Source organism: Pontibacter ramchanderi (assembly GCF_002846395.1).
Classification (GTDB): Bacteria; Bacteroidota; Bacteroidia; order Cytophagales; family Hymenobacteraceae; genus Pontibacter; species Pontibacter ramchanderi.
This window is the reverse complement of record NZ_PJMU01000003.1, coordinates 365,916-385,710: the sequence shown is the minus strand read 5'-3', so window position 1 is coordinate 385,710 and position 19,795 is coordinate 365,916. Positions and strand designations below refer to the sequence as shown.

Sequence of the window (19,795 nt, the reverse complement as noted above, 5' to 3'; positions counted from 1 at the left end):
GCTCTAACTTCCTTTTGCATCGTAACCCGCGGCGGCTTCAGACACCAGTTTGAGGATGTTTTTGAGTACCGGGCTGTTGTCGTTTTTGCGCCAGGTCACATACAGGTTCGTCTTGTAGGGCAGGGCAATGAAGCGCACGTTGGGCAAGGCGCTGAATGAATAGGAATAGGGTAAAATAGTCACACCCAGCCCTTTGGATACCAGCCCCAGCACCATGCCCCCGAAATCGGTTTCGATGCGCACGTCGGGCGTGATGCGGTAATCATCGAAGATCTGGCGAAGGCCTGCGGTATAATAAGTAGTTTGCGTCAGGTTGGAGAGGATAAACTTGTCGTGCTGCAGATCCTGCATACCGGTAAAGTTCTGCTCGGTGAGGCGGTGGCTTTGGGGCACGACCAGCGCATAAGGCTCCGAGTAGAGGCATACCGACTGCAGTGCCGGATTCTCAGCGGGGTCCCGCCTAAAGGCCATGTCCATCTGGTAATTGAGCAACAACTGCTCAAAGCTGATGTCGGTCGGCTCCACCAGGTCTACCTTCAACTCTGGCAAAGCTTTGGAAATACGGCTGATGAGGTCCGGCATGAAACCGTAGGCGATGGAGCCGGGGTAGCCGATCCGGATCGTGCCGTACGCACCCTCGTGTATTTTGCGGGCCTGCAAGTGCACCCGGTTTATCTCGTCGAGCAGCGGCGCCCACTGGTCGCGCAGAAAGGCACCCGCCTCGGTCAGCTTCACGCTCCGCTTTGTTCGCTCGAAAAGCTGCACGCCAAGTTCTATTTCCAGGGCTTTGATCTGTCGGCTGAGGGCAGACTGCGTGATGAACATGCGCTCGGCCGTATTCCAGAAGTGCAGCTCCTGCGCCAATGCCAGAAAGTATTTTATTTGCTGTAGCTCCATTCGCTGTGATTCGTTTATTGCATTAGTTAAGCGAATAAAAGCATTTTTTAGCCCATTTTCACCTGCTTTATTTGCAAATATTATATTAGTCAGCAAAGCTATGATCTTAATACGCAAATACATGGGAGAGGCAATCGGGTGGGCAGGCGCTTTCTTTTCGCTTCTGGCCTTTGGCCTGAACAGCATGGGCTATACACACGGGCAGTCGGTGGAGTACCTGGGCATGAACATCCTGGGGTGCTTGTTCATGATCTTCTATGCCTCGTCTAAAAAAGCACATGCCAGCTACGTGCTCAACACCATCTTCCTCCTTGTTGCGGTCATCGCCCTGGTCAAGGCGAACTTCATGTAGGTATAAACCGGTGATTTTACGAACAGCTTAGTCAGAACACACGCTGATTAGGGTGCCTGCAGCCTCTGGGTTGCAGGTTTTTTTTTGCCATGGAGTCAAATACCCATCCCGGCTTCCTGCTTTGTCGGCACTTTTTAATGTCTCTTGTTATGCTTTGGTTATCAGTAGTTTAAAATCGTAAAAAGAAGTGCGGTAGACAGATTTTTTTATTTTTGGAGGCAACCCTTTTGGCGTTTGGTCCGTGATGGGAGCGCAAATTCTGGAACAGTGAGCAAAACAGAAGGCGAAGTATTGGATGTGCTGCTACGTCAGTGTCTGAAGCAGGACCGCGGAGCGCAAAAAGAGCTGTACCGGCTCTTTTACAGCTACGCTATGAGTGTTTGTGTCCGCTACTCACACGACGCTGAGGAAGCGAAAGATGTGCTGAACGACGGATTTATGAAGGTGTTCACCAGGCTGGACCAATACCACCCGCCCAAGCCCTTCAAAAATTGGCTGCGGCGGATCATGATCAACACGGCTTTGGACAACTACCGGCATAACCTCAAGAACTATCACTTGCAGGACATTGAAAAAGCAGCACCGGCAGCCGAACCGTTTGGTGTGGAGCAGCAACTCAACTACGAGTACCTCATCTCACTGGTGCAGCAGCTGTCGCCGGGCTACCGGGCTGTGTTCAACTTGTATGCGATTGATGGCTATACCCACGAGGAGATAGCCGAGACACTAGGTATAGCAGTGGGTACCTCCAAGTCGAACCTGGCCAAGGCACGGGCAAATTTGCGGGAAGCATTACAACGGAGCAGAATCGATGAGCGCAAACAATATGTCTGACAAGGAACTGGACCGCCTGTTCAGGAAATCGGCCGGGCAGTACGAGCCGCCCTTCGATGAGGAGGCGTGGAAGGCGATGGAGCGGAAGCTGGATGGAGCCCAGGGAAAAGGGACCGGCATGAAACGCTTGTTCCCCATCCTGCTGCTAGCCATGCTGGTGTCGGTAGGCATTGTCTGGCGGCAGCTGGAAAAAGAGGCGCCGCCTCAGGAAAGCGTTGCTATACCTGCCGCGCAAGGGGAGGAGGCAGCTCGTAGCGTGGCTACCGCACCTGATCAGACCAAGGAAGAAGCGCATACTACCTTGCCGGAGCCACCTTCGCCCGCTGCGCCATACCCTGCCGTGCAGCCAGGCTCCGGGGTGGGAATCAGTGCCGCCAATGAACCTGTGCGTGAGCGCACTGCTATACCTGAACGCAAAGCTATACCTTCGGCTCCGGCTATACCTTTGCGCAGTGCTATACCTGCCAGCCAAGTGGCGGAAGCAGCGGAACCCTTGCAAACAGTGAAGACAGCATTGCCGATAGCCGCGCCACCGCAAGTGCCAGGTATAGCCCGGCAGGTAGCGGCCCCTCCTATACCTGCTGCTGTACCTGCAGTGCCTGAAGAAATACCAGAGGAGCGGAAGCGGGTGTTTCTGCGCAGTATCGGGGTCACGCTGGTGGCAGCACCGGATATCACCACCGTTCGCTTCAAAGACCGGGATGCGGTCAGTACCAATGCCGGCGTGCTGTTGAGCGTGCCCCTTACCAGCAGGCTGAGCTTGGTGTCGGGTGCTGTGTGGGCAGACAAACTATACAACGCCACCCCCGCAGACTATGCCCCTTCGCCCGACTACTGGGATGGCAAAAGGCGACCGGATGTGATTGCTGCGCAGTGTAATGTGCTCGATATACCTGTCGACCTGCAGTACCGGGTGCTGGACTGGGGCAGGAGCCAACTGACCGTGCAGGCGGGGCTTTCCAGCTACCTGATGCTCAACGAAGAATATACTTATACCTACTACTACCCTGGAAGAGAACCCTACAGCAGCACCCGCGAATTCTCGAACAAGAACAGGCACTGGTTCGGGATACAGAACCTGGCTGTAGGCTATGCATACCAGTTGTCTCCTGCCATCACGATCGGAGCGGCGCCCTTTGTCAAACTACCGCTGGCCAGTATCGGCGAAGGGCGGGTGAAACTCACCAGTGCAGGCGTGTTTTTTTCAGCCGGCTTCACCCTAAAATAACAAGGTCCAGATTTGCAGTTTCATAACACCTCACGTTATGGCACGGCCCCGGCTGTGCCAGGAAGAATAACAGTGCTCTTATTATTCATTCACTTCTCCTTAATTTTTAATGAAGATGAAAACGTTTCGAATCAATTTTGGAATACTGCTTGGCGCACTGCTGAGCCTTTCGTTTATGCTGACTAGCTGCGACGACGACGAAGACACCACCGTTATACCTGACGCGGAGATCATAACCTTTAATGAAGTGACCCTGACTGGTGCTGACGAGGTGCCGGCCGTCAGCACCCAGGCTACCGGAACCTTCAAGGGTACTTATAACCGAGACACCAAAGTGATGCGCTACACGGTTACCTTTCAGGGTATAACGCCCACGGGCATGCACTTTCATAAGGGCGCGGTAGGGGTTGACGGACCAATTGTCTTGCCCATAAACCCCGGCGCCAGCAACGACCCTTACTCCAGTACTAATCCTTTCGTGAGTCCCATGTCAAGATCCACTTCCCCTCTCACCGATGCGCAGGAAGCAGAGCTGCTGGCAGGCGAGTGGTACATCAACATTCACAGCAGCCAGTACCCCGATGGCGAGCTGAGAGGCCAGATCACCCGCTAGGGCTATGACATGTTGCCTGGCTGTTCTGCTCACTGGCAGCCGGGCAACTATGTCAGTTTGTAGGGAGAAAAGGTACGTTTGGCAGCATCGATTTTTATTTTAACACATTATCTATTAATTTAAACATGAAATGAAAACAAGGTGACGGAGCGCACAGTAATGCGACTCTAAGATCCAACCCTCTCAAATGATTGAAATCCAAGACGAGCTTTTGAAAGACCTGGAAGCCATCAGGCAGATTCCGGTTGTGCCGACTATGCTCGAAGTTATCTGCCAGACCACCGGGATGGGCTTTGCGGCAGTGGCACGTGTAACAGAAGACAGATGGATAGCCTGCAGTGTGCGCGACGAAGTGAACTTTGGCCTGGAGGCAGGTGGTGAACTTCCAATCAAAACCACGCTTTGTAATGAAATAAGGGCACACCGCAACCCGATCGTGATCGACAACGTGGCCGAAGACCCACTTTACAGAGAGCACCATACCCCTCGTATTTACGGGCTCCAGAGTTATATCTCAATACCGATCCTACTCCGCAACGGCGACTTTTTCGGAACTCTTTGCGCCATCGACTCCAGGCCGGCCCTTGTAAACAACCCGAGGGTGATCAACACGTTTAAAATGTTTGCCGAACTGCTGGCCTTTCATCTGGAGAGCTTGGATTTGCTGGAGCGGAGCCATCAGTTTACGGCGGAACTGCAGCAGGAGAACAAGAGCCTCACCAGCGCCAATTTCGACCTCGACAACTTTGTGTACACCGCCTCGCACGACCTGAAATCTCCCGTTGCCAATATTGCGGGGCTTATAGAGTTACTTTCTGTTTCTGTGTCGAACGAGCACCTGGACCGGGAAGAGCTCAAGCAGATCACCGCCATGATGAAGACCTCGCTCAGGCGCTTTTCCACCACGATCCGGGACCTGACCGCAATTGTGGAGATAGATAAAACGGGATCCGACGAAGATGCCTCCGTACTTGATATTAACCAGGTGATGGAGTCAGTGAGGCAAGACCTGCAAAGCCTGGTGGTAGAGAACGATGCACGGATAGAGGTGATCGCGCCAGACAGTCATGTGACGGGCTTCACGCCGAAGAATTTCAAAAGCATCCTCAGCAACCTGGTCAGCAACGCCATCAAGTACCGATCGCCTGCCAGAAAACCAGAGATTACCATCAAACTGGAGAGACACAGTGGGAAGACTTACCTGTCGGTTCAGGACAATGGCCTGGGTATACCACTCAACAAAAAGGACAGTGTGTTCACAATGTTCACGCGCGCGCACGACCACGTGGAGGGCAGCGGCATCGGGTTGTATATTGTGAAAAGAATGGTAGACAATGTGCACGGAGAAATAAAAGTGGACAGCGTGTTGCACCAAGGCACTACCTTCACAATCATTTTTTAAGCTAACGTGTGCCGTAAATTATAGCGGCAGGATCTTAAAAAAACAGCGGGACCTGATTTTAATTCAGGTCCCGCTGTTTAGGTTTTGTGGCAATCGCAATCAGCTGCCCAGGTTAGGCAAAATCACTTTGTCGATGACGTGCACGACGCCGTTTGTAGCCTGCACATTCAGTAAGGATGGTACCAGGTTGGCGACTCTGCCCTGCGTATCGGTGAGGGTGAGGTTGCTGGTATTTACAACGAAAGCGTCGCCGTTTGCGGTGCTCACTTCACCTGAGCGCAGATCAGAGGAGTACACACGGCCTTCCACCACATGGTATAGCAGAATTTGTCTTAGCGCCTCCACGGGCACATCCTCCAGGCTGGCAAACCCTAACTCACCCAGCGCGGCGATAAAGGCATCGTTTGTTGGCGCAAACACAGTATAGGGGCCACCACTGGCCAGCGTCTCACCCAAGCCGGCTCTTTGCACGGCCGCTACCAGGATCGAAAACTCCGGGTCAAAGCTAAGGGCCAGTTCCACCAGGTTAAGTGTTGGTGGCATCAGCACTTTGTCAACTACATGGATCACGCCGTTCAGTGCACGGGCATCCGCCAGGATTACATTGGCATCATTCACCTGCACACCACCATTTAACGAGATATTCAGGGCCGCGCCATTCAGGGTGGGTACGTAGCCAGCCGTCAGGTCAGTAGAATATACTTTGCCCGCTACAGCGTGGTAAAGCAGGATCTCCCGTAAGTTGGGTACGCTCCCGATGTTATTGGGGTAGAGGCCCAGCTTGGCGAAGGCCTCGTCGGACGGTGCAAAAAGTGTCAGGTCGTTTTTGGCCACTGTAGAGGTGAGTCCTGTTTTGGCCAGGGCAACCAGCAGCGTGTTGAAAGTGGGTTTGCGATCCTGGTTCTTATGGGCCTTGGCGTGGGCGGGTGCATTGCCTTTCATCAGGTCGGTTCTTTGCAGTACGGTCAGCATGTCTTCCGAAGCGGAGAGCAGGTCAGCTTCCGGTTGCACGTCGTCTTGCTTGTCGCAGGCAGAAAAGGAGAAAAGCATAGCCAGCAGAAAAGCCAGCGCACCCAGCTTACTGCCGAAAACGGAGGTAGTTACTGTTTTCTTCATGTTTTTGTTTTTTTAAGTGAGCGTTAGATTATTCTACTAAGCTCAACCGGCAATACTTTTGATTGTTTGAAGATTTTGGCTATACCTTTAAGATTTTTTATGATATATTCTGTTGATTGGCAGTAACATAGGATAGTAGGTGAGTCCTCTTTGCAACTGAAGAAGCCGAAAACAAAACGAGCCGTCCTTTTCGGGACAGCTCGTCGGTTCATGGTGTAGGTATACAGTGCTTGTTTACTTGCCGGGTCCTGAAGTTTAACAGCCCTTGCGCAGGTTGTCGGCATAGGCATTTGGCAGTTCGGAAGCTTCTACTGCTCTGGCTGCTCTCTCAAAGTCATAAGCGAAGCGGATGAAGGCCACCTCTATGCTGTCCTTGTCGAGCACCGAACTGTGCTCATCAATGGTCAGCAGGACATACCCGCCCCGGTTGTCGGCGTCTTTCGGTTTTCCAACTGAGCCGATGTTGATCGCATGGCGGAAGTGCGGCTGCTCGCCGGTGCCCGTGTTGAGAGTGCGGTGGTAAGGTTTGTGCGTGTGTCCGAAACACATGATGTCGGCATCCGCCTCTTGCATAATGCGCGCCAAGCTTTTTTCGTCGCGATCTTCGAACAGGTACTCATTTATTTTGCGCGGACTGCCGTGCACCAGCAACAGGTTCAGTTTGTCGTTGTTGAGCTGAAACTCCACCCGGATGTGTGCCGGCAAAGTGCGCAGGTAGCGGCGGCGGTCCTGCTTGATGATTCGATTGGTAAAAGCGATGGAAACAGCGCCATTGGCTTTCTCATCTTCCGACTTGTAGGCGCATCCACAGTCATTGCTCTCCCGGCCAATGCCAAAGTCATAATTGCCTGCTATGGTCGGGATGTTGCGCTTTCGGATTTCATCAATTACTTCGTTGGGCCATACATTATACCCTACCAGATCGCCAAGGCAGTAAATGAAGTCCGGCTGGCGGGCATCCACATCTTCAAAAAAGGCTTCCAAAGCGGGCAGATTGGCATGTATGTCACTAAATAGGGCTATCCGGATCATGGCAGTTCAGGTATAATCTAGTTAGGTTGCTGCATGCCCGGGTTGCTGTCAGGCAATTGTGTTCCGGGCTGGTGCTTAGCTGGTTTATGATTGCAATATTACGATTAAAATAGCTTATACCTTCTACCTTTCTGTTACCGAATTGTTATGAATTGAGCTATGCCACCTTCAGGTATGAAGGCAGCGGCTAGCTACGCTCCACCACGATGTACCTGGCCGCATAGCCGTTTTGTTTGTAGAGCAGCTGCAGGGCCGTGATCAGGGAGGCAATAGCGTTGGCTTTGGTTTGCAGGCCGGCAAGTGGCCGTAGGTAGTTCTGGTATCCGGCGCCGGGCAGGCGCATCACCACACGCCTGGCATCGGACTCCTCTACTTCGGACAGGGCTTTTGCCAACACGACCTGGCGCATATAGGGGAGGGCCGATTTCATGCTGCGGTAGTCGGAGAAAGCATAAAGGCGGCAGTATGAGCTAAGCTTGACAGAATTCACGCCTCAAAAATAGCGCATTAATCTTTACCAGCACATCATGTCGATCAGGTTGATTTTATTGGTGTAGGGTTCGAGCGCCCTTTTGCTGGCCAGGCCCCTGATCAGCCCGATGATCTGCGTTTCGGGGTTGCTCCACACTTCAGCAAAGAAGTCGCCCATGTCGTAGAGCTGGATGCGGTAACCCCGACGTCCCCTTTCTGCCAGCAGCGTACCGTGCGCCCATACCATCTCCCATCTGCCGGCCAGTGTGTGCTTGTTAAAAAAAGTAAGACTCATGCTGTGATCAGGGTATTCGGGTGAAAAAGCTGTGTCAATCGCAGCAGGGATCGTTCGGGTTATCGTAATCCCAGTAGACCTCGATGGTGGCGGGTTTATCCAGGTAAGCAGGTATAGGGGTGTAAATGATCAGTTCCCAGCCTGCTTTTAGCATGTCTTCGCGGTGCAAACGCCTGGCCTGCCACATCAGTCGCTCATGGATCTCCTGCCCGATGGGGCGGTGGCTACCCACATAGGGGCTGCCCTCCTCAAATTTAAACGTGGTTGCATGCATAAACTACAATTTTTACAGCTATACCTTATACTACGTAACATGTTATGATTTAAGGTGCAGAATCTTAAAGTTTTATAAAGAGTACCAGGTTTGCTGCAGGATCTGGCCGTTCTGTTAACTTGCACAGAGTAGGGGAGCCTATGCCGGCTTATCGTGTTTTTTCGAAAAGCATGAAATGCTGGATTGGCAGGAAGTCCTCTTGGCGCTGCAGGCGAAAACCGTTTGCCTCCAGCTCTTTTCGGATCTGCGCGGCGGTCATTTTATGCAGCTCCCTGATCCGTACATCCGGATCCTCGGCTTTGTATTCGAGCAGCAGGAGCTTGCCATCGGGCTTTAAAGCCTCGTGAATAGACTGGAGTATCTCTTTCGGGTAAGCCAGTTCGTGGTACACATCCACCATCAGGGCGATGTCTATTGAATGAGCTGGCAGGTTCACCTCCAGGCTGTCGCCTTTCACAACCATCACATGATTAGCCTCTTCCTTGCTGCGGCGCTCCTTCAGCGTTTTGATGAACCGGTCCTGTACCTCCACCGCGTATACCTTGCCCTCTGGTACCTTTGGCGCTATCTGAAAGGTATAGAAACCTGTGCCTGCCCCAATGTCGGCCACAACGCTGGTAGGTTGCAGGTCCATGTTCTCTATCGTGCGGGAAGAGTTCTCTTCCTCCTCTCGTGTGTCGCGGTCGAGCCAGTTGCCTCCGGTGGCTGTCATAATAGCGGCGATCTCCCGGCCCATGTATACCTTGCCCGTACCGCCAGACGAGGGTCTTTTGTAGGTATAGCCGTCCTTCGTTTTGGCAATGGGCTGCTGTGCCTGGCAGGCGTGGCAGCCGCTCAGGCACAAGCTGGCCAGCAGGGCGAGCAAAAAGGAGGAGCCAGTAAGTCGGAGGCGTTTGGTCATAACGTGTATTTCTCTAATCGCTCGGTCAGGTCGTCTATCAGTTGCTCTGTCCACTTTTCGGCTACCAGTTCGTAGTCGGCTTCGTCCCACTTTTGGAGGTAGTCTTTCTCCAGCCATACATTGTCGGGGTTGGGTCCGATGGTATAGAAAGTGCGGTCCAGTTGGAAGAGCAGGTCTTTGGTCAGGTCGAAGTTGTCGGCCCCCACCCGCTGGAAACCCTCCAGACGCAGGCGCAACCCCATTTGGTTCACATTGCCTTTGTCGAGGCTGATCTCGGTGGAGGTGCCGGCGCCCGGCTCGCGCGTCCAGGTGTCCACCAGCTTCTCTAGTTTAAAGTCGTGGAAAAGCGGGATTACATCGGCCAGGTGCTGGTGGATGTGCTGCGCCAGTTCAGGCAAAATAGTGTCGTAAAGCTTTCTTAAAGCTTGTTTGTCTTTAACAGGGGATTCTTGCATGGTAAAAGGGTATTCGGTCCTTGTTATACGAGCTGGCCTCAGTTTCTGCCACCGCTCCGGAAGGATACTTTACAAACGCATGCAGGTGGTGTTTCAGGTATAGCAGGGCGCCCAAAATTGCGACGCGAGGCATTTGGTCTATTTTTTGTATCTTGGGCTGAATTTATCACTCTCTTTAAATTTCTATGAAAGACCAAATCATATTAGCCGGTAAGGCATCCGGCATGGCGGTCCTGCTGGCGCTGGCGAGCTGCACCTCAACGCAGACGCCCCAGACGCAGGACACACAGACAACCACGCAGCAACAGCAGGCCGTTGAGACCAACCCGCTCCTGCAGGAGTGGACAGGCCCGTACGGCGGCGTGCCGGCCTTCGACAAAATGAACCTGGCCGACCTGAAGCCGGCCATGGAGAAAGCCATGGCCCTGAACCTGGCCGAGATCGAGAAGATCGCCAACAACACGCAGCCTGCCACTTTTGAGAACACCATCGAAGAGATGGAGCGTGCCGGCAAGGAGCTGAACCGTGTCTTCACCTACTACGGCATCTGGAGCAGCAACGTGTCTACACCGGAGTTCCGTACCGTGCAGCAGGAAATGGCCCCGAAAATCTCCGAATTCAACTCCAAGATCTCTCAGAACGAGAAGCTCTTCCAGCGCATCAAAACCGTATACGACAACGCCCAGAAAAACCCGCTGCCAGCTGATCAGCAGCGCGTGGTGGAGCTCGTTTACAAAGGCTTCGAGATGGAAGGCGCTAACCTGAGCCCTGAAAAGAAGAAGCGCTATGCCGACATCAACAAAGAGCTTTCGACACTGTACACCAAATTTTCAAACAACATTCTGGCCGACGAGGAAAAGTATGTTGTATATTTCACCAAAGACCAGTTAAGCGGATTGCCGGAGTCGTTTGTGAAGGCCGCTGCCAAAGCCGCCGCTGACCGTGGCAAGGAAGGCCAGTACGCCGTAACCAACACCCGCTCGAGCATGGACCAGTTCCTGACTTACTCGGACGAGCGCGGTCTGCGTGAGAAGGTATGGAAAAACTACTACTCCCGTGCCGACAATAACGACGGAAACGACAACAAGCAGAACATTGTGGACATCCTGAAATTGCGCCGCGAGCGCGTGCAGCTGATGGGCTACGACAACTATGCCGAGTGGAGACTGCAGGACCGCATGGCTAAAACACCTGAGGCTGCAATGGACCTGATGATGGCCGTTTGGCCATCGGCTATCGCACGCGCCAAAGAAGAAGTGGCTGACATGCAGCAACTGGCCAACAAAACGAGCAAAACGAAGATCACGATCGAGCCCTGGGATTACCGCTACTACGCCGAGAAAGTGCGTCAGCAGAAGTACGACCTGAACTCTGACGAGGTGAAGCAGTACCTGGAACTGAACAACCTGACACAGGCGATTTTCTTTACGGCAGGGGAGCTGTTTAATTTCAAATTTACGCCAGTGCCGGAAGGCTCTGTACCTGTGTTCCACGAAGACGTGAAAGTATGGGAAGTGACAGACAGGACAACAGGCGACCACATTGGTCTTTGGTACCTCGATCCGTTCGCACGTCAGGGCAAGCGCTCCGGTGCCTGGGCAACGACTTACCGCGCCCACACCACTTTCGACGGCAAGAAAACCGTGCTGTCTTCGAACAACTCCAACTTCGTAAAGCCTGCTCCGGGTGAGCCCGTGCTGGTGTCGTGGGACGATGCCGAAACGTTCTTCCACGAGTTCGGCCACGCGCTGCACTTCCTGGCATCGAACGTGAAATACCCGACCCTGAACAGCGGCGTGCGTGACTATACTGAGTTCCAGTCGCAGTTGCTGGAGCGCTGGTTATCTACCGACAAAGTGATCAACCAGTTCCTGAAGCACTATAAGACAGGTGAGCCGATGCCGAAAGAGTTGATCGCCAAGATTGAGAAAGCTTCTACCTTTAACCAGGGCTTCGCTACGACTGAGTTCCTGGCTTCTGCCCTGATGGACATGCACTTCCACCTGGCCGATCCGAACAACCTGGACCCGGACAAGTTTGAGAAAGAAACTCTGTCGAAACTAGGTATGCCGAAGGAGATCGTGATGCGTCACCGCTCACCGCACTTCGGGCACGTGTTCTCCGGCGAAGGCTATGCCACCGGTTACTACGGCTACCTATGGGCCGATGTGCTGACCTCGGATGCCGCAGAGGCATTTGCGGAAGCACCAGGCGGGTTCTATGATGCAGAAGTGGCAGCCAGACTGGTAAAATACCTGTTCGCGCCGCGCAATTCCATGGATCCGGCAGACGCCTACCGTCAGTTCCGTGGCCGCGACGCCAAGATCGACGCACTGATGCGTGACCGTGGCTTCCCGGTACCGGGCCAGCAAGGCAAGAAATAATCCCTAGCCTATTTTATGCACACCAAAGCGCTCTGCAGGATATACTTGCAGAGCGCTTTTTTATGTTGTTCAGAACCCAACAGGTTAAGGCGCCCTAAAGAGTAGCTAGTTCAGCTTTTTATTTTGTGCCGATATTTTTTGGAAAAGGATGATAAGGCAGGGCTTCTTGCCGGGTGGTTTAAAAGTTCTTGTCTCAACCATTAACTATACCTTTAGGTTTGCTAACAAATTGTTAATCAGTATTTTGTTGGGTTGTTGGATTGGATCGGAAAGAGTTGTTAGTTTCAACTTCGGGTATAAGAATTGCCGCATTTGCCCGCATGGAGAATAGAAAAAATTAATCATCGCAATGGTTATCGTAACCTTTTGATAACATGACCGTAATTTGTGAGATTAACAAGCACCATTGATCTTGACAAAGCGGGATATATTGCCCAACTTGGGGTCTGTGCTTTCAGAATACCGATTGCCTGTTATGGATGAATTTTCTCTTTTTACCAGCAAGTTGCAAACTTGCGACCTGATTGTATTGACAGAAGCGGACGAAACCCGCACCTATTGCCGTTTTTATGCCAACGGACTCTATCAGGACAGAATGTTTATATCAGATGCCTCTGTGAAAGAAAATCTATCGCTTCTCAGCAGTGAGGAGGATGTGATTGATTGGAATGGCGTGCAGAACCTTCGCAAAAAGTACTGTGAAGTGTTGCACGCGGGCGAGGTTATTACTACCGAAACTTCAAAAGCGCCAGTTTAGCAGGTAAGCTCCAAAACCTGTGTTTTGACTCCTAAATGAAGCGGCCGGTGCTGGACGTTTCCCGGGAAAGGTATGGCCTATAAAAAGCGAAGGCCCCTTTGTGAGGAGCCTTGCTTCTTCAAAGGATTACCCGAGGGGCAACCTTCAACTTTTAGCCGGTGCAAATATAGAGATAATTATACCTATAACCGGTGCTGTTTGTGAAAAAAAATATTTTTTTTGAACTTTCTTCTCGTAATGTCATTAAATCTGGCTTCGGTGCCGCTGATTTATTGCGGAAGGCACAACAGGGGATAGACAGATGATAACAAAAAGAGGGAGCCTTGGCTCCCTCTTTTTGTTTCTCATCAAGAGATTATATCAGACGCTTCTTATTTATCGCTCTGGTAACCTACCAGCTTGATCATCTTATTGTAGTTACCCAGCAATAGGAAAGAAGGAGCCCACTGTCCTACGAACAAAGCCTCTTCATCTTTCTTCATAATCTTCAGGGTTGCAGATACGGCCATGGAGCCCAAGGCAGCCCATAGAAATACGTCGGATGGGATGCGGGAAGTATAGTCTTCGATGGCTGCAGCAACTGGTCCTTCTTTATGCTGTGGATTTATTCTGTCAGCTTTGTTTTTCAAATCTTGTGCGTCTCTTTTAAGATCTTGTGTGTCCATAGTTCTTATTTTGTTTAGATGGTACAATACCATACAGAACGAAATAGAGGAATGATTGTTTGCAAAATTTGAAAAATATGGGCTGCCTGTAGCCTGTCACGCAGGCGGCTAGCTATATTATTGCGACAATATATGTAAATTGCCGGCTTAAAACAGAAGGTGCCCAGAGCATACCTTCTATTAAAGACCAAACCTAATACGCAGCTTATACCTTGGAGCTATCCGCACTTCTTGAACCGCTGGCCGGTACGCCCCAAACCCATCTGGCACTGGTCGTACTCCTGCTGCCACTGCTTGCCTTTGCGGTGCTGTACCTGGCGGGCAAAAAGCTGCCCCGGCATGGCGACTGGCTGGGGATTGGTGCCACAGGTATAGCCTTTGCACTCTCGGTATACCTCTTCACCCAAACCTGGAACACGGAGGTCTCTCACAGCCGTACGGTCTGGTTCAGCCTACCATCGGTCTTTATAGCAGTCTTCACGGCAGGGATACTGCTCGACAACCTGACGGTGCTAATGTTGGTCATCGTCACGTTCATCTCCCTGCTGGTGCAGCTCTTCTCTGTGGGCTATATGCACGGCGATAGAGGGTATAGCCGCTACTTCGCCTACCTGGGGCTCTTCACATTCAGCATGCTGGGTATTGTGCTGGTCGATAACCTGCTGCTGCTCTTCATGTTCTGGGAGCTAGTGGGGCTGTCGTCTTACCTGCTCATCGGCTTCTGGTATGAGCGTCCTGCTGCCATTGCGGCTAACAAAAAAGCTTTTCTGGTCAACCGGGTTGGCGACATAGGGCTGCTGCTCGGGTTGTTTGCTTTCTATACCTATTTCCGGACTTTCGACCTGGAAGCCCTGCGCACCCTGATGGGGGCAGGGGAGTGGCTGAACGGCACTTTTGTAACCGGCTATACCTTGCAGGGGCAGCCCTGGCTGGTAGAGCTGAGTCCGTTGTTTTTGACGCTGGCGGGACTGGGCCTGTTTATGGGTTGCGTGGGCAAGTCGGCGCAGTTTCCGTTGCAGGTATGGCTACCCGATGCCATGCAGGGGCCTACGCCAGTTTCTTCGCTCATACATGCTGCTACCATGGTGGCAGCCGGCGTATACCTGGTAGCACGCTGCTACCCTTTCTTTACGGTCGATGCCCTCACCGTTATCGCTATTATAGGTGCTATTACAGCACTGCTTGGTGCGCTGGCGGCACTTACGCAGTACGATATCAAGGCGGTGCTTGCATTCTCCACAATCTCCCAGTTGGGTTATATGGTGATGGGGATGGGAACCGGAGCACATGATGCGTCGCTTTTCCACCTGACCACGCACGCCTTTTTTAAAGCGGCCCTTTTCCTCAATGCGGGCATTATCATCCATGCCATGCACCGTGGGCTCCACCATACGCACCAACCTACTGAAGTCGATCCGCAGGATATCCGGAACATGGGCGGCTTGCGCAAAGCGATGCCGCTTACCTTCTATACCTATCTGCTGGCCGCTGCTGCGCTGGTGGGGTTACCGCTGTTCTCTGGCTTCCTTTCTAAAGATGCCATCCTTTCTGGGAGCTGGGCCTGGGCGCAGACAATGAGTCAGACCAATGGGAACAGCCTGTACTTCGTGGTTCCTGTGATCGGGTTTGTGGTGGTACTGCTCACGGCCTACTACATGGGGCGGCACCTGTGGTTCATGTTCTTCGGCACGTTCCGGCTTCCCTTCGATGTGCAGGCGCTACGACTTTCTGCAAGTCAGGAGATAGAGCGGGTGATGCTTATACCTGTGCTGTTGCTGGCTGTGCTGTCGCTGGGAATTTTCTTTTCGCTCAACCCGCTGTCCTTTGCCGGAAGTTGGGTAATGCAGGGCATTGGTCTGAACCAGCTTTCTCAGGAAGGAGCTTTGCTGGCCAGTAGTTTAGTGGAGGCCGTGACAGTGCAGGATGCCGCCAACGGAACGGCACACCTGGTGATCGGGCTGCTCTCGGCTTTGCTGGGCATAGCAGGTATAGCGCTGGCCATTGGCAGGTACAAAGGCAAGAGTAGCGAAGCCCTGCTGCAGGAGCAGCCGAAGGGGACGCTGGTGCAGCTTTCTTATCATCATTTTTACCTGGATGCGGTGTATGATCGGTTGCTGGTTCGGCCAGTGTTGTGGATGGCCCGCATGCTCTACCGCTTCGACAAACGCGTGATCGACTATACCCTGGAATACGCCAGCAAGTGGCTGGTGGTGTTCTCTAAGATCGTGAAATGGTTTGACAACTGGGTAGTGGATGGCAGCGTTTGGCTGATCGGGGCTATGGCAAAAGTGCTGGGCCGTTTCGGGCGCGGACTCCAGAACGGCAAGGTACAGTCTTACTATGCCTACTCCCTTTTCGGATTTATTCTGATAATACTATACATCATGCTGAATTGATGTTAATTTCGCGTTCCAAAAGATTTGAAAATTTGGAGATGTGTAGATTTGGGGATGGGGGAATGCGCTGATTTCCTTTTGCGCTAATGTGGTAATTCGACAATGTGCTAATGAGAGAATAGGGAGGCTTTTCTTGTCATCTCGACAAAAGGAGAGATTTGGAGTTTCTCATAGCTTGAGCAATATTCCATATATCTCTGAGCTGTACTCGCTCCCCCGACTTAGGTCTCAGGCATATTCAAAATAACAGCAAAGCGGTTCATTCGGTAGGATACACGGGTTGCCAAGGTATAGCCAGAAAATTGAAAGTACGCATAACGGGCGCGCAAGCGACTTCGAACCAAATAGGTTTTAACTCTTAACTAAGCAGAGTTTGCTTTTAACTTAAATAGGAAGCGTTTAGCTTGATGAATTATACTCTTTCCAGCCTTATTTTTCTCCCTCTGCTGGCAGCGCTTGTGGTGTTGCTCTTGCCGACACGCATGCAGCAAGGTATAAAAGCGGTAACGCTGGGTGGCACTATACTGCAGCTGGCGGTAGCCGTGTGGCTATACCTGAGTTTCGACGGCGCCTCCATGGCGAACGGGCAGACAGGCTACCAGCTTGTAGAGAAGCTCGACTGGATCGGATTTTCGCTGGGCAATCTGGGGCGTTTCCAGATCGAGTATTTTGTGGGGGTGGACGGTGTAAGCATCGGCATGGTGCTGCTCACGGGCATTGTGGGGGTGATCGGGGTGATCTCGTCCTGGACCATCACCAAAAACGTAAAGGGCTACTTCCTGCTTTACCTGCTGCTCATGACCAGCGTGATGGGCTGTTTCTTGGCCCTCGACTTTTTCCTCTTTTACCTCTTCTTCGAATTCATGCTCCTGCCCATGTACTTTCTCATTGGCATCTGGGGTGGTCCGAAGCGGGAATATGCCGCACTGAAGTTCTTCATCTATACCCTGATCGGCTCGCTGTTTATCCTGGTCGTGATGATCGGGCTCTATACCTCGGTGATCGATCCGGAGGCGACGGCGCAGCAGATGGGGCTGCTAGGGCAGGACGTGCCGGCTAGCCTGGACTTGATCCGACAGGTACAGCAGATGCTGCAGCAGGGCACGATTGCGGAGGCCGACATGGTGCGCACTTTCAGCATACCGGCCATGATGGAACCGGCCAACTTTATACCGGGCAGTCTGCTGCATGTGTTCTCGGGCGTGACGCTCTTCGATCTCCCGCTTCGTTTTGTGGCCTTCCTGCTGGTACTGGCGGGCTTCCTGATCAAGGTGCCGTCGGTGCCGGTGCATACCTGGCTGCCAGATGCGCACGTGGAGGCGCCTACGCCGATCTCGGTGCTGCTGGCGGCTATCCTGCTGAAAGTGGGTGGTTACGGACTGATCCGGATCGTATACCCTGTTTTTCCGGATGCGGGTGCTTACTTCTCCACCTTTGTTGGCGGACTGGGGGTGCTTTCCATCATCTATGGAGCGCTCTGTGCCCTGGCCATGAACGACCTCAAAAAGCTGATCGCTTACTCCTCGGTATCACACATGGGCTTTGTGTTGCTGGGGCTGGCTTCGCTCACGAACGAAGGTGTAAACGGTGCCATTTACATGATGTTCAGCCATGGTCTTATCTCGGCCATGCTCTTCCTGGTGGTGGGGGTGATCTACGACCGCGCACACGACCGCATGATCCTCAATTTCCGGGGACTTGCCAGGCGCATGCCTGCCTATACCGCTTTTGTCGTGGTCGCTTTTTTTGCTTCGCTTGGCCTGCCGGGCTTCTCGGGTTTTATTGCCGAGCTGCTGGTACTGCTGGGCAGCTTCAGTGCACCTGAGTCAACGGGTATGCTGCCGCGCTGGATGGCAGTGGTGGCGGTAATCGGCTTGCTGCTGTCGGCAGCCTATTACCTGTGGGCGCTGCAGCGCATGTTCTTCGGCAAATACTGGATTTTCCCGGAACTGCGCGAAAAGGCCATCATCTCCGACCTGACCAAGCGCGAATACCTGATGCTGGTGCCGTTGGCGATTCTGGCCCTGGTGTTCGGCATTTTCCCGCACCTGCTGCTCGACAAGACAGGCATGTCCGTGACCGGTTTTACGGAACTGGTGCTGCGCAACGGGCAGGAGCAACTGAACATTTTACAAGCGATTTTACACAAATAACAGATGCGCCTGACGGGATGTCCCTTCAGGCGCCTTGACTTATACCTTATACCGACACGTGGAAGAACAGGCAGCATACCTCACCCAAGCCATCGACAGCATCTTAGCTGGAGCAGGCTCGTTGCTGCCCGAATTGCTGCTGGCTATCTTCTTCCTGCTGCTGGTTACGCTTGACCTCTTCAAATCCAAAACAATTAAGCGGCTGTTACCTTGGGTGGCCCTCACCGGGCTTTTCTCCGTACTGGTGCTGCTGGTGCTGGACAGGCATCTGGCTGAGGTGCAGTTCCTGAACCTGTTGCGCTCCGACGGCATTGCACGCTACGCAGGTATACTCTTCAGCCTGACGGGGATTTTTACGATTCTGCTCTCGCTGCAGAACCCGAAAATTGAAAAGCGCAAGCAGGGTGAAGGCCGTGGCGAGTACTACGCCCTGATCCTGATGCTCGTGCTGGGACTCAACCTGATGGCCAAATCCGTAAACCTGCTCATGGTTTTCCTGGCGATCGAGGTCGTTTCCATAGCTTCCTACATCCTCACGCTCACCCTCAAAGAAGAAAAACGCGCCGTGGAGGCTGGCCTGAAGTACGTGCTCTACGGCACGCTTTCGGCAGGTGTCATGCTCTATGGCATGTCCTTTTTCTACGGCCTCACTGGTTCACTGGATTATACCTTAGTGTCGTTCTGGCGCAGTCTTTTAGATGCCAGTCCGTTGATGGTGACGGTGGCAGCCATACTGGTGTTTGCTGGTTTTCTGTTCAAAATATCGGCTGCGCCTTTTCACTTCTGGACGCCGGATGTATACCAGGGGGCGCCCATGCCGATTGTGGCACTTTTCTCCACGGGTCCTAAAATGGCGGGCATCATCGTCATCTTGCGCTTTGTGGCGGCCTTCGCCGACCCGACTATTGCCAATGCTTTTTCTGATGTGCAGCTTTTCTTAGGTATAGCCGCCCTGGTAACACTGGCGGTCGGTAACTTCACGGCGCTCTGGCAGCGCACGCCACGTCGCCTGATGGCTTTCTCCTCTGTGTCGCATGCCGGTTTTTTGCTGATGGCGCTGTTGGCTTTTGGCAGCGACTATACCGTGAGCGTGCTGTTTTACATGACGGTGCTGCTCTTTATGAACTTCGGTATGTTCCTGTTCCTGCAGATGGCTGAGGATAACTGGCAGGTACGTACGCTCGAGGATTTTCAGGGGATGGGACCCCGCATTCCGTTTGCCGGCATCATGGCGCTGCTCTTTCTGCTCTCGCTTACCGGGCTTCCGCCACTGGCTGGCTTCATGGGCAAGCTGCTTGTCTTTAGCAATGTCTGGGAGGCTTATACCGCCACCGGACAGACTTTACTGCTGGTGCTGCTGGTGGTTGGTATCCTGCTGACAGGGGTGGCTTTGTTCTACTATATCAAAATACCATATTACCTTTTCCTGAAAAGGAATCAAACTGACGAAAATTTAGTTATTTCACTGTCAAATAAGCTGCTGCTTGTTTTTTTCGCCTTGCCGCTGCTGGTCTTCTTCTTTAAGCCTGACCTGCTGCTGCACTGGATAGAAAAACTGCTGGCCTAGATA

General features: G+C 52.6%; 19 protein-coding genes. 10 read left to right on the top strand and 9 right to left on the bottom strand.

What is annotated here, in order from left to right:
- Window positions 1–3: 3 nt before the first annotated feature.
- Window positions 4–897 (bottom strand): LysR family transcriptional regulator, encoded by an 894-nt coding sequence (locus tag BD749_RS14305; RefSeq protein ID WP_101445503.1) that lies wholly within the window; start codon window positions 895–897, stop codon window positions 4–6.
- A gap of 100 nt (window positions 898–997) precedes the next feature.
- On the opposite strand from BD749_RS14305, the gene BD749_RS14300 reads away from it, so the two are divergent.
- The 5 genes from BD749_RS14300 to BD749_RS14280 all read left to right on the top strand — a co-directional run bounded on the left by BD749_RS14300 (window position 998) and on the right by BD749_RS14280 (window position 5,326).
- Window positions 998–1,249: a CBU_0592 family membrane protein gene (locus BD749_RS14300; RefSeq protein WP_101445500.1), complete on the top strand. Its 252-nt coding sequence runs from the start codon at window positions 998–1,000 to the stop codon at window positions 1,247–1,249.
- 267 nt (window positions 1,250–1,516) lie between these two features.
- Entirely contained in the window at window positions 1,517–2,083 is a 567-nt protein-coding gene (locus BD749_RS14295; protein ID WP_101445497.1) for an RNA polymerase sigma factor, read from the top strand.
- The gene (locus tag BD749_RS14290; RefSeq protein ID WP_180336413.1) at window positions 2,061–3,311 is read left to right on the top strand and encodes a hypothetical protein; all 1,251 of its coding nucleotides are present in this window, start codon (window positions 2,061–2,063) and stop codon (window positions 3,309–3,311) included. Before BD749_RS14295 ends, BD749_RS14290 begins: the two co-directional genes overlap by 23 nt.
- Before the next feature lie 115 nt (window positions 3,312–3,426).
- On the top strand, window positions 3,427–3,924 hold the full coding sequence (locus BD749_RS14285; RefSeq protein ID WP_180336412.1) for a CHRD domain-containing protein: 498 nt from the start codon (window positions 3,427–3,429) through the stop codon (window positions 3,922–3,924).
- 187 nt (window positions 3,925–4,111) lie between these two features.
- Window positions 4,112–5,326 (top strand): sensor histidine kinase, encoded by a 1,215-nt coding sequence (locus BD749_RS14280; protein ID WP_101445489.1) that lies wholly within the window; start codon window positions 4,112–4,114, stop codon window positions 5,324–5,326.
- 99 nt (window positions 5,327–5,425) lie between these two features.
- Here the strand turns inward: BD749_RS14280 and BD749_RS14275 are convergent, their stop codons facing one another.
- The 7 genes from BD749_RS14275 to BD749_RS14245 all read right to left on the bottom strand — a co-directional run bounded on the left by BD749_RS14275 (window position 5,426) and on the right by BD749_RS14245 (window position 9,870).
- Window positions 5,426–6,442, bottom strand: a complete 1,017-nt coding sequence (locus BD749_RS14275; protein WP_101445485.1) for a fasciclin domain-containing protein — start codon at window positions 6,440–6,442, stop codon at window positions 5,426–5,428.
- A gap of 255 nt (window positions 6,443–6,697) precedes the next feature.
- Window positions 6,698–7,474 (bottom strand): metallophosphoesterase family protein, encoded by a 777-nt coding sequence (locus BD749_RS14270; RefSeq protein ID WP_449577708.1) that lies wholly within the window; start codon window positions 7,472–7,474, stop codon window positions 6,698–6,700.
- A 187-nt stretch (window positions 7,475–7,661) separates the two neighbouring features.
- Window positions 7,662–7,964 carry a hypothetical protein gene (locus tag BD749_RS14265; protein ID WP_101445481.1) on the bottom strand — a complete coding sequence of 101 codons (303 nt, stop codon included), beginning with the start codon at window positions 7,962–7,964 and terminating at the stop codon, window positions 7,662–7,664.
- A 24-nt stretch (window positions 7,965–7,988) separates the two neighbouring features.
- Window positions 7,989–8,240 (bottom strand): hypothetical protein, encoded by a 252-nt coding sequence (locus BD749_RS14260; RefSeq protein ID WP_101445478.1) that lies wholly within the window; start codon window positions 8,238–8,240, stop codon window positions 7,989–7,991.
- A 34-nt stretch (window positions 8,241–8,274) separates the two neighbouring features.
- Window positions 8,275–8,514, bottom strand: coding sequence for a hypothetical protein (locus BD749_RS14255; protein WP_101445474.1), 240 nt, complete (start codon window positions 8,512–8,514; stop codon window positions 8,275–8,277).
- 148 nt (window positions 8,515–8,662) lie between these two features.
- The gene (locus BD749_RS14250; RefSeq protein WP_101445471.1) at window positions 8,663–9,415 is read right to left on the bottom strand and encodes a class I SAM-dependent methyltransferase; all 753 of its coding nucleotides are present in this window, start codon (window positions 9,413–9,415) and stop codon (window positions 8,663–8,665) included.
- Window positions 9,412–9,870 carry a hypothetical protein gene (locus tag BD749_RS14245; RefSeq protein WP_101445466.1) on the bottom strand — a complete coding sequence of 153 codons (459 nt, stop codon included), beginning with the start codon at window positions 9,868–9,870 and terminating at the stop codon, window positions 9,412–9,414. Before BD749_RS14245 ends, BD749_RS14250 begins: the two co-directional genes overlap by 4 nt.
- 185 nt (window positions 9,871–10,055) lie before the next feature.
- Between BD749_RS14245 and BD749_RS14240 the strand changes: the two genes are divergently transcribed.
- Both BD749_RS14240 and BD749_RS14235 read left to right on the top strand, forming a co-directional pair.
- On the top strand, window positions 10,056–12,254 hold the full coding sequence (locus tag BD749_RS14240; protein WP_101445462.1) for a M3 family metallopeptidase: 2,199 nt from the start codon (window positions 10,056–10,058) through the stop codon (window positions 12,252–12,254).
- 475 nt (window positions 12,255–12,729) lie between these two features.
- A complete protein-coding gene (locus BD749_RS14235) occupies window positions 12,730–13,011 on the top strand; it encodes a hypothetical protein (RefSeq protein ID WP_101445458.1) in 282 nt (93 codons plus the stop codon).
- A gap of 371 nt (window positions 13,012–13,382) precedes the next feature.
- On the opposite strand, the gene BD749_RS14230 is transcribed toward BD749_RS14235, so the two are convergent.
- Complete coding sequence (locus BD749_RS14230) at window positions 13,383–13,676, bottom strand: hypothetical protein (RefSeq protein ID WP_101445454.1); 294 nt, start codon at window positions 13,674–13,676, stop codon at window positions 13,383–13,385.
- A 212-nt stretch (window positions 13,677–13,888) separates the two neighbouring features.
- On the opposite strand from BD749_RS14230, the gene nuoL reads away from it, so the two are divergent.
- From nuoL to BD749_RS14215, 3 genes are all read left to right on the top strand, one after another.
- On the top strand, window positions 13,889–16,072 hold the full coding sequence (gene nuoL, locus BD749_RS14225; RefSeq protein ID WP_101445451.1) for an NADH-quinone oxidoreductase subunit L: 2,184 nt from the start codon (window positions 13,889–13,891) through the stop codon (window positions 16,070–16,072).
- Between the two features lie 407 nt (window positions 16,073–16,479).
- Complete coding sequence (locus tag BD749_RS14220; protein ID WP_101445447.1) at window positions 16,480–18,225, top strand: complex I subunit 4 family protein; 1,746 nt, start codon at window positions 16,480–16,482, stop codon at window positions 18,223–18,225.
- Window positions 18,226–18,283: 58 nt separating this feature from the next.
- A complete protein-coding gene (locus BD749_RS14215; RefSeq protein ID WP_101445443.1) occupies window positions 18,284–19,792 on the top strand; it encodes an NADH-quinone oxidoreductase subunit N in 1,509 nt (502 codons plus the stop codon).
- Window positions 19,793–19,795 lie beyond the last annotated feature (3 nt).

Coding starts and splice junctions, on each gene's coding strand:
- BD749_RS14300 (WP_101445500.1), top strand. CDS start 998: ATGATCTTAATACGCAAATACATGGGAGAGGCAATCGGGTGGGCAGGC.
- BD749_RS14280 (WP_101445489.1), top strand. CDS start 4,112: ATGATTGAAATCCAAGACGAGCTTTTGAAAGACCTGGAAGCCATCAGG.
- BD749_RS14275 (WP_101445485.1), bottom strand. CDS start 6,442: ATGAAGAAAACAGTAACTACCTCCGTTTTCGGCAGTAAGCTGGGTGCG.
- BD749_RS14230 (WP_101445454.1), bottom strand. CDS start 13,676: ATGGACACACAAGATCTTAAAAGAGACGCACAAGATTTGAAAAACAAA.
- BD749_RS14240 (WP_101445462.1), top strand. CDS start 10,056: ATGAAAGACCAAATCATATTAGCCGGTAAGGCATCCGGCATGGCGGTC.
- BD749_RS14245 (WP_101445466.1), bottom strand. CDS start 9,870: ATGCAAGAATCCCCTGTTAAAGACAAACAAGCTTTAAGAAAGCTTTAC.
- BD749_RS14285 (WP_180336412.1), top strand. CDS start 3,427: ATGAAAACGTTTCGAATCAATTTTGGAATACTGCTTGGCGCACTGCTG.
- BD749_RS14260 (WP_101445478.1), bottom strand. CDS start 8,240: ATGAGTCTTACTTTTTTTAACAAGCACACACTGGCCGGCAGATGGGAG.
- BD749_RS14255 (WP_101445474.1), bottom strand. CDS start 8,514: ATGCATGCAACCACGTTTAAATTTGAGGAGGGCAGCCCCTATGTGGGT.
- BD749_RS14250 (WP_101445471.1), bottom strand. CDS start 9,415: ATGACCAAACGCCTCCGACTTACTGGCTCCTCCTTTTTGCTCGCCCTG.
- BD749_RS14290 (WP_180336413.1), top strand. CDS start 2,061: ATGAGCGCAAACAATATGTCTGACAAGGAACTGGACCGCCTGTTCAGG.
- BD749_RS14235 (WP_101445458.1), top strand. CDS start 12,730: ATGGATGAATTTTCTCTTTTTACCAGCAAGTTGCAAACTTGCGACCTG.
- BD749_RS14305 (WP_101445503.1), bottom strand. CDS start 897: ATGGAGCTACAGCAAATAAAATACTTTCTGGCATTGGCGCAGGAGCTG.
- BD749_RS14220 (WP_101445447.1), top strand. CDS start 16,480: ATGAATTATACTCTTTCCAGCCTTATTTTTCTCCCTCTGCTGGCAGCG.
- BD749_RS14270 (WP_449577708.1), bottom strand. CDS start 7,474: ATGATCCGGATAGCCCTATTTAGTGACATACATGCCAATCTGCCCGCT.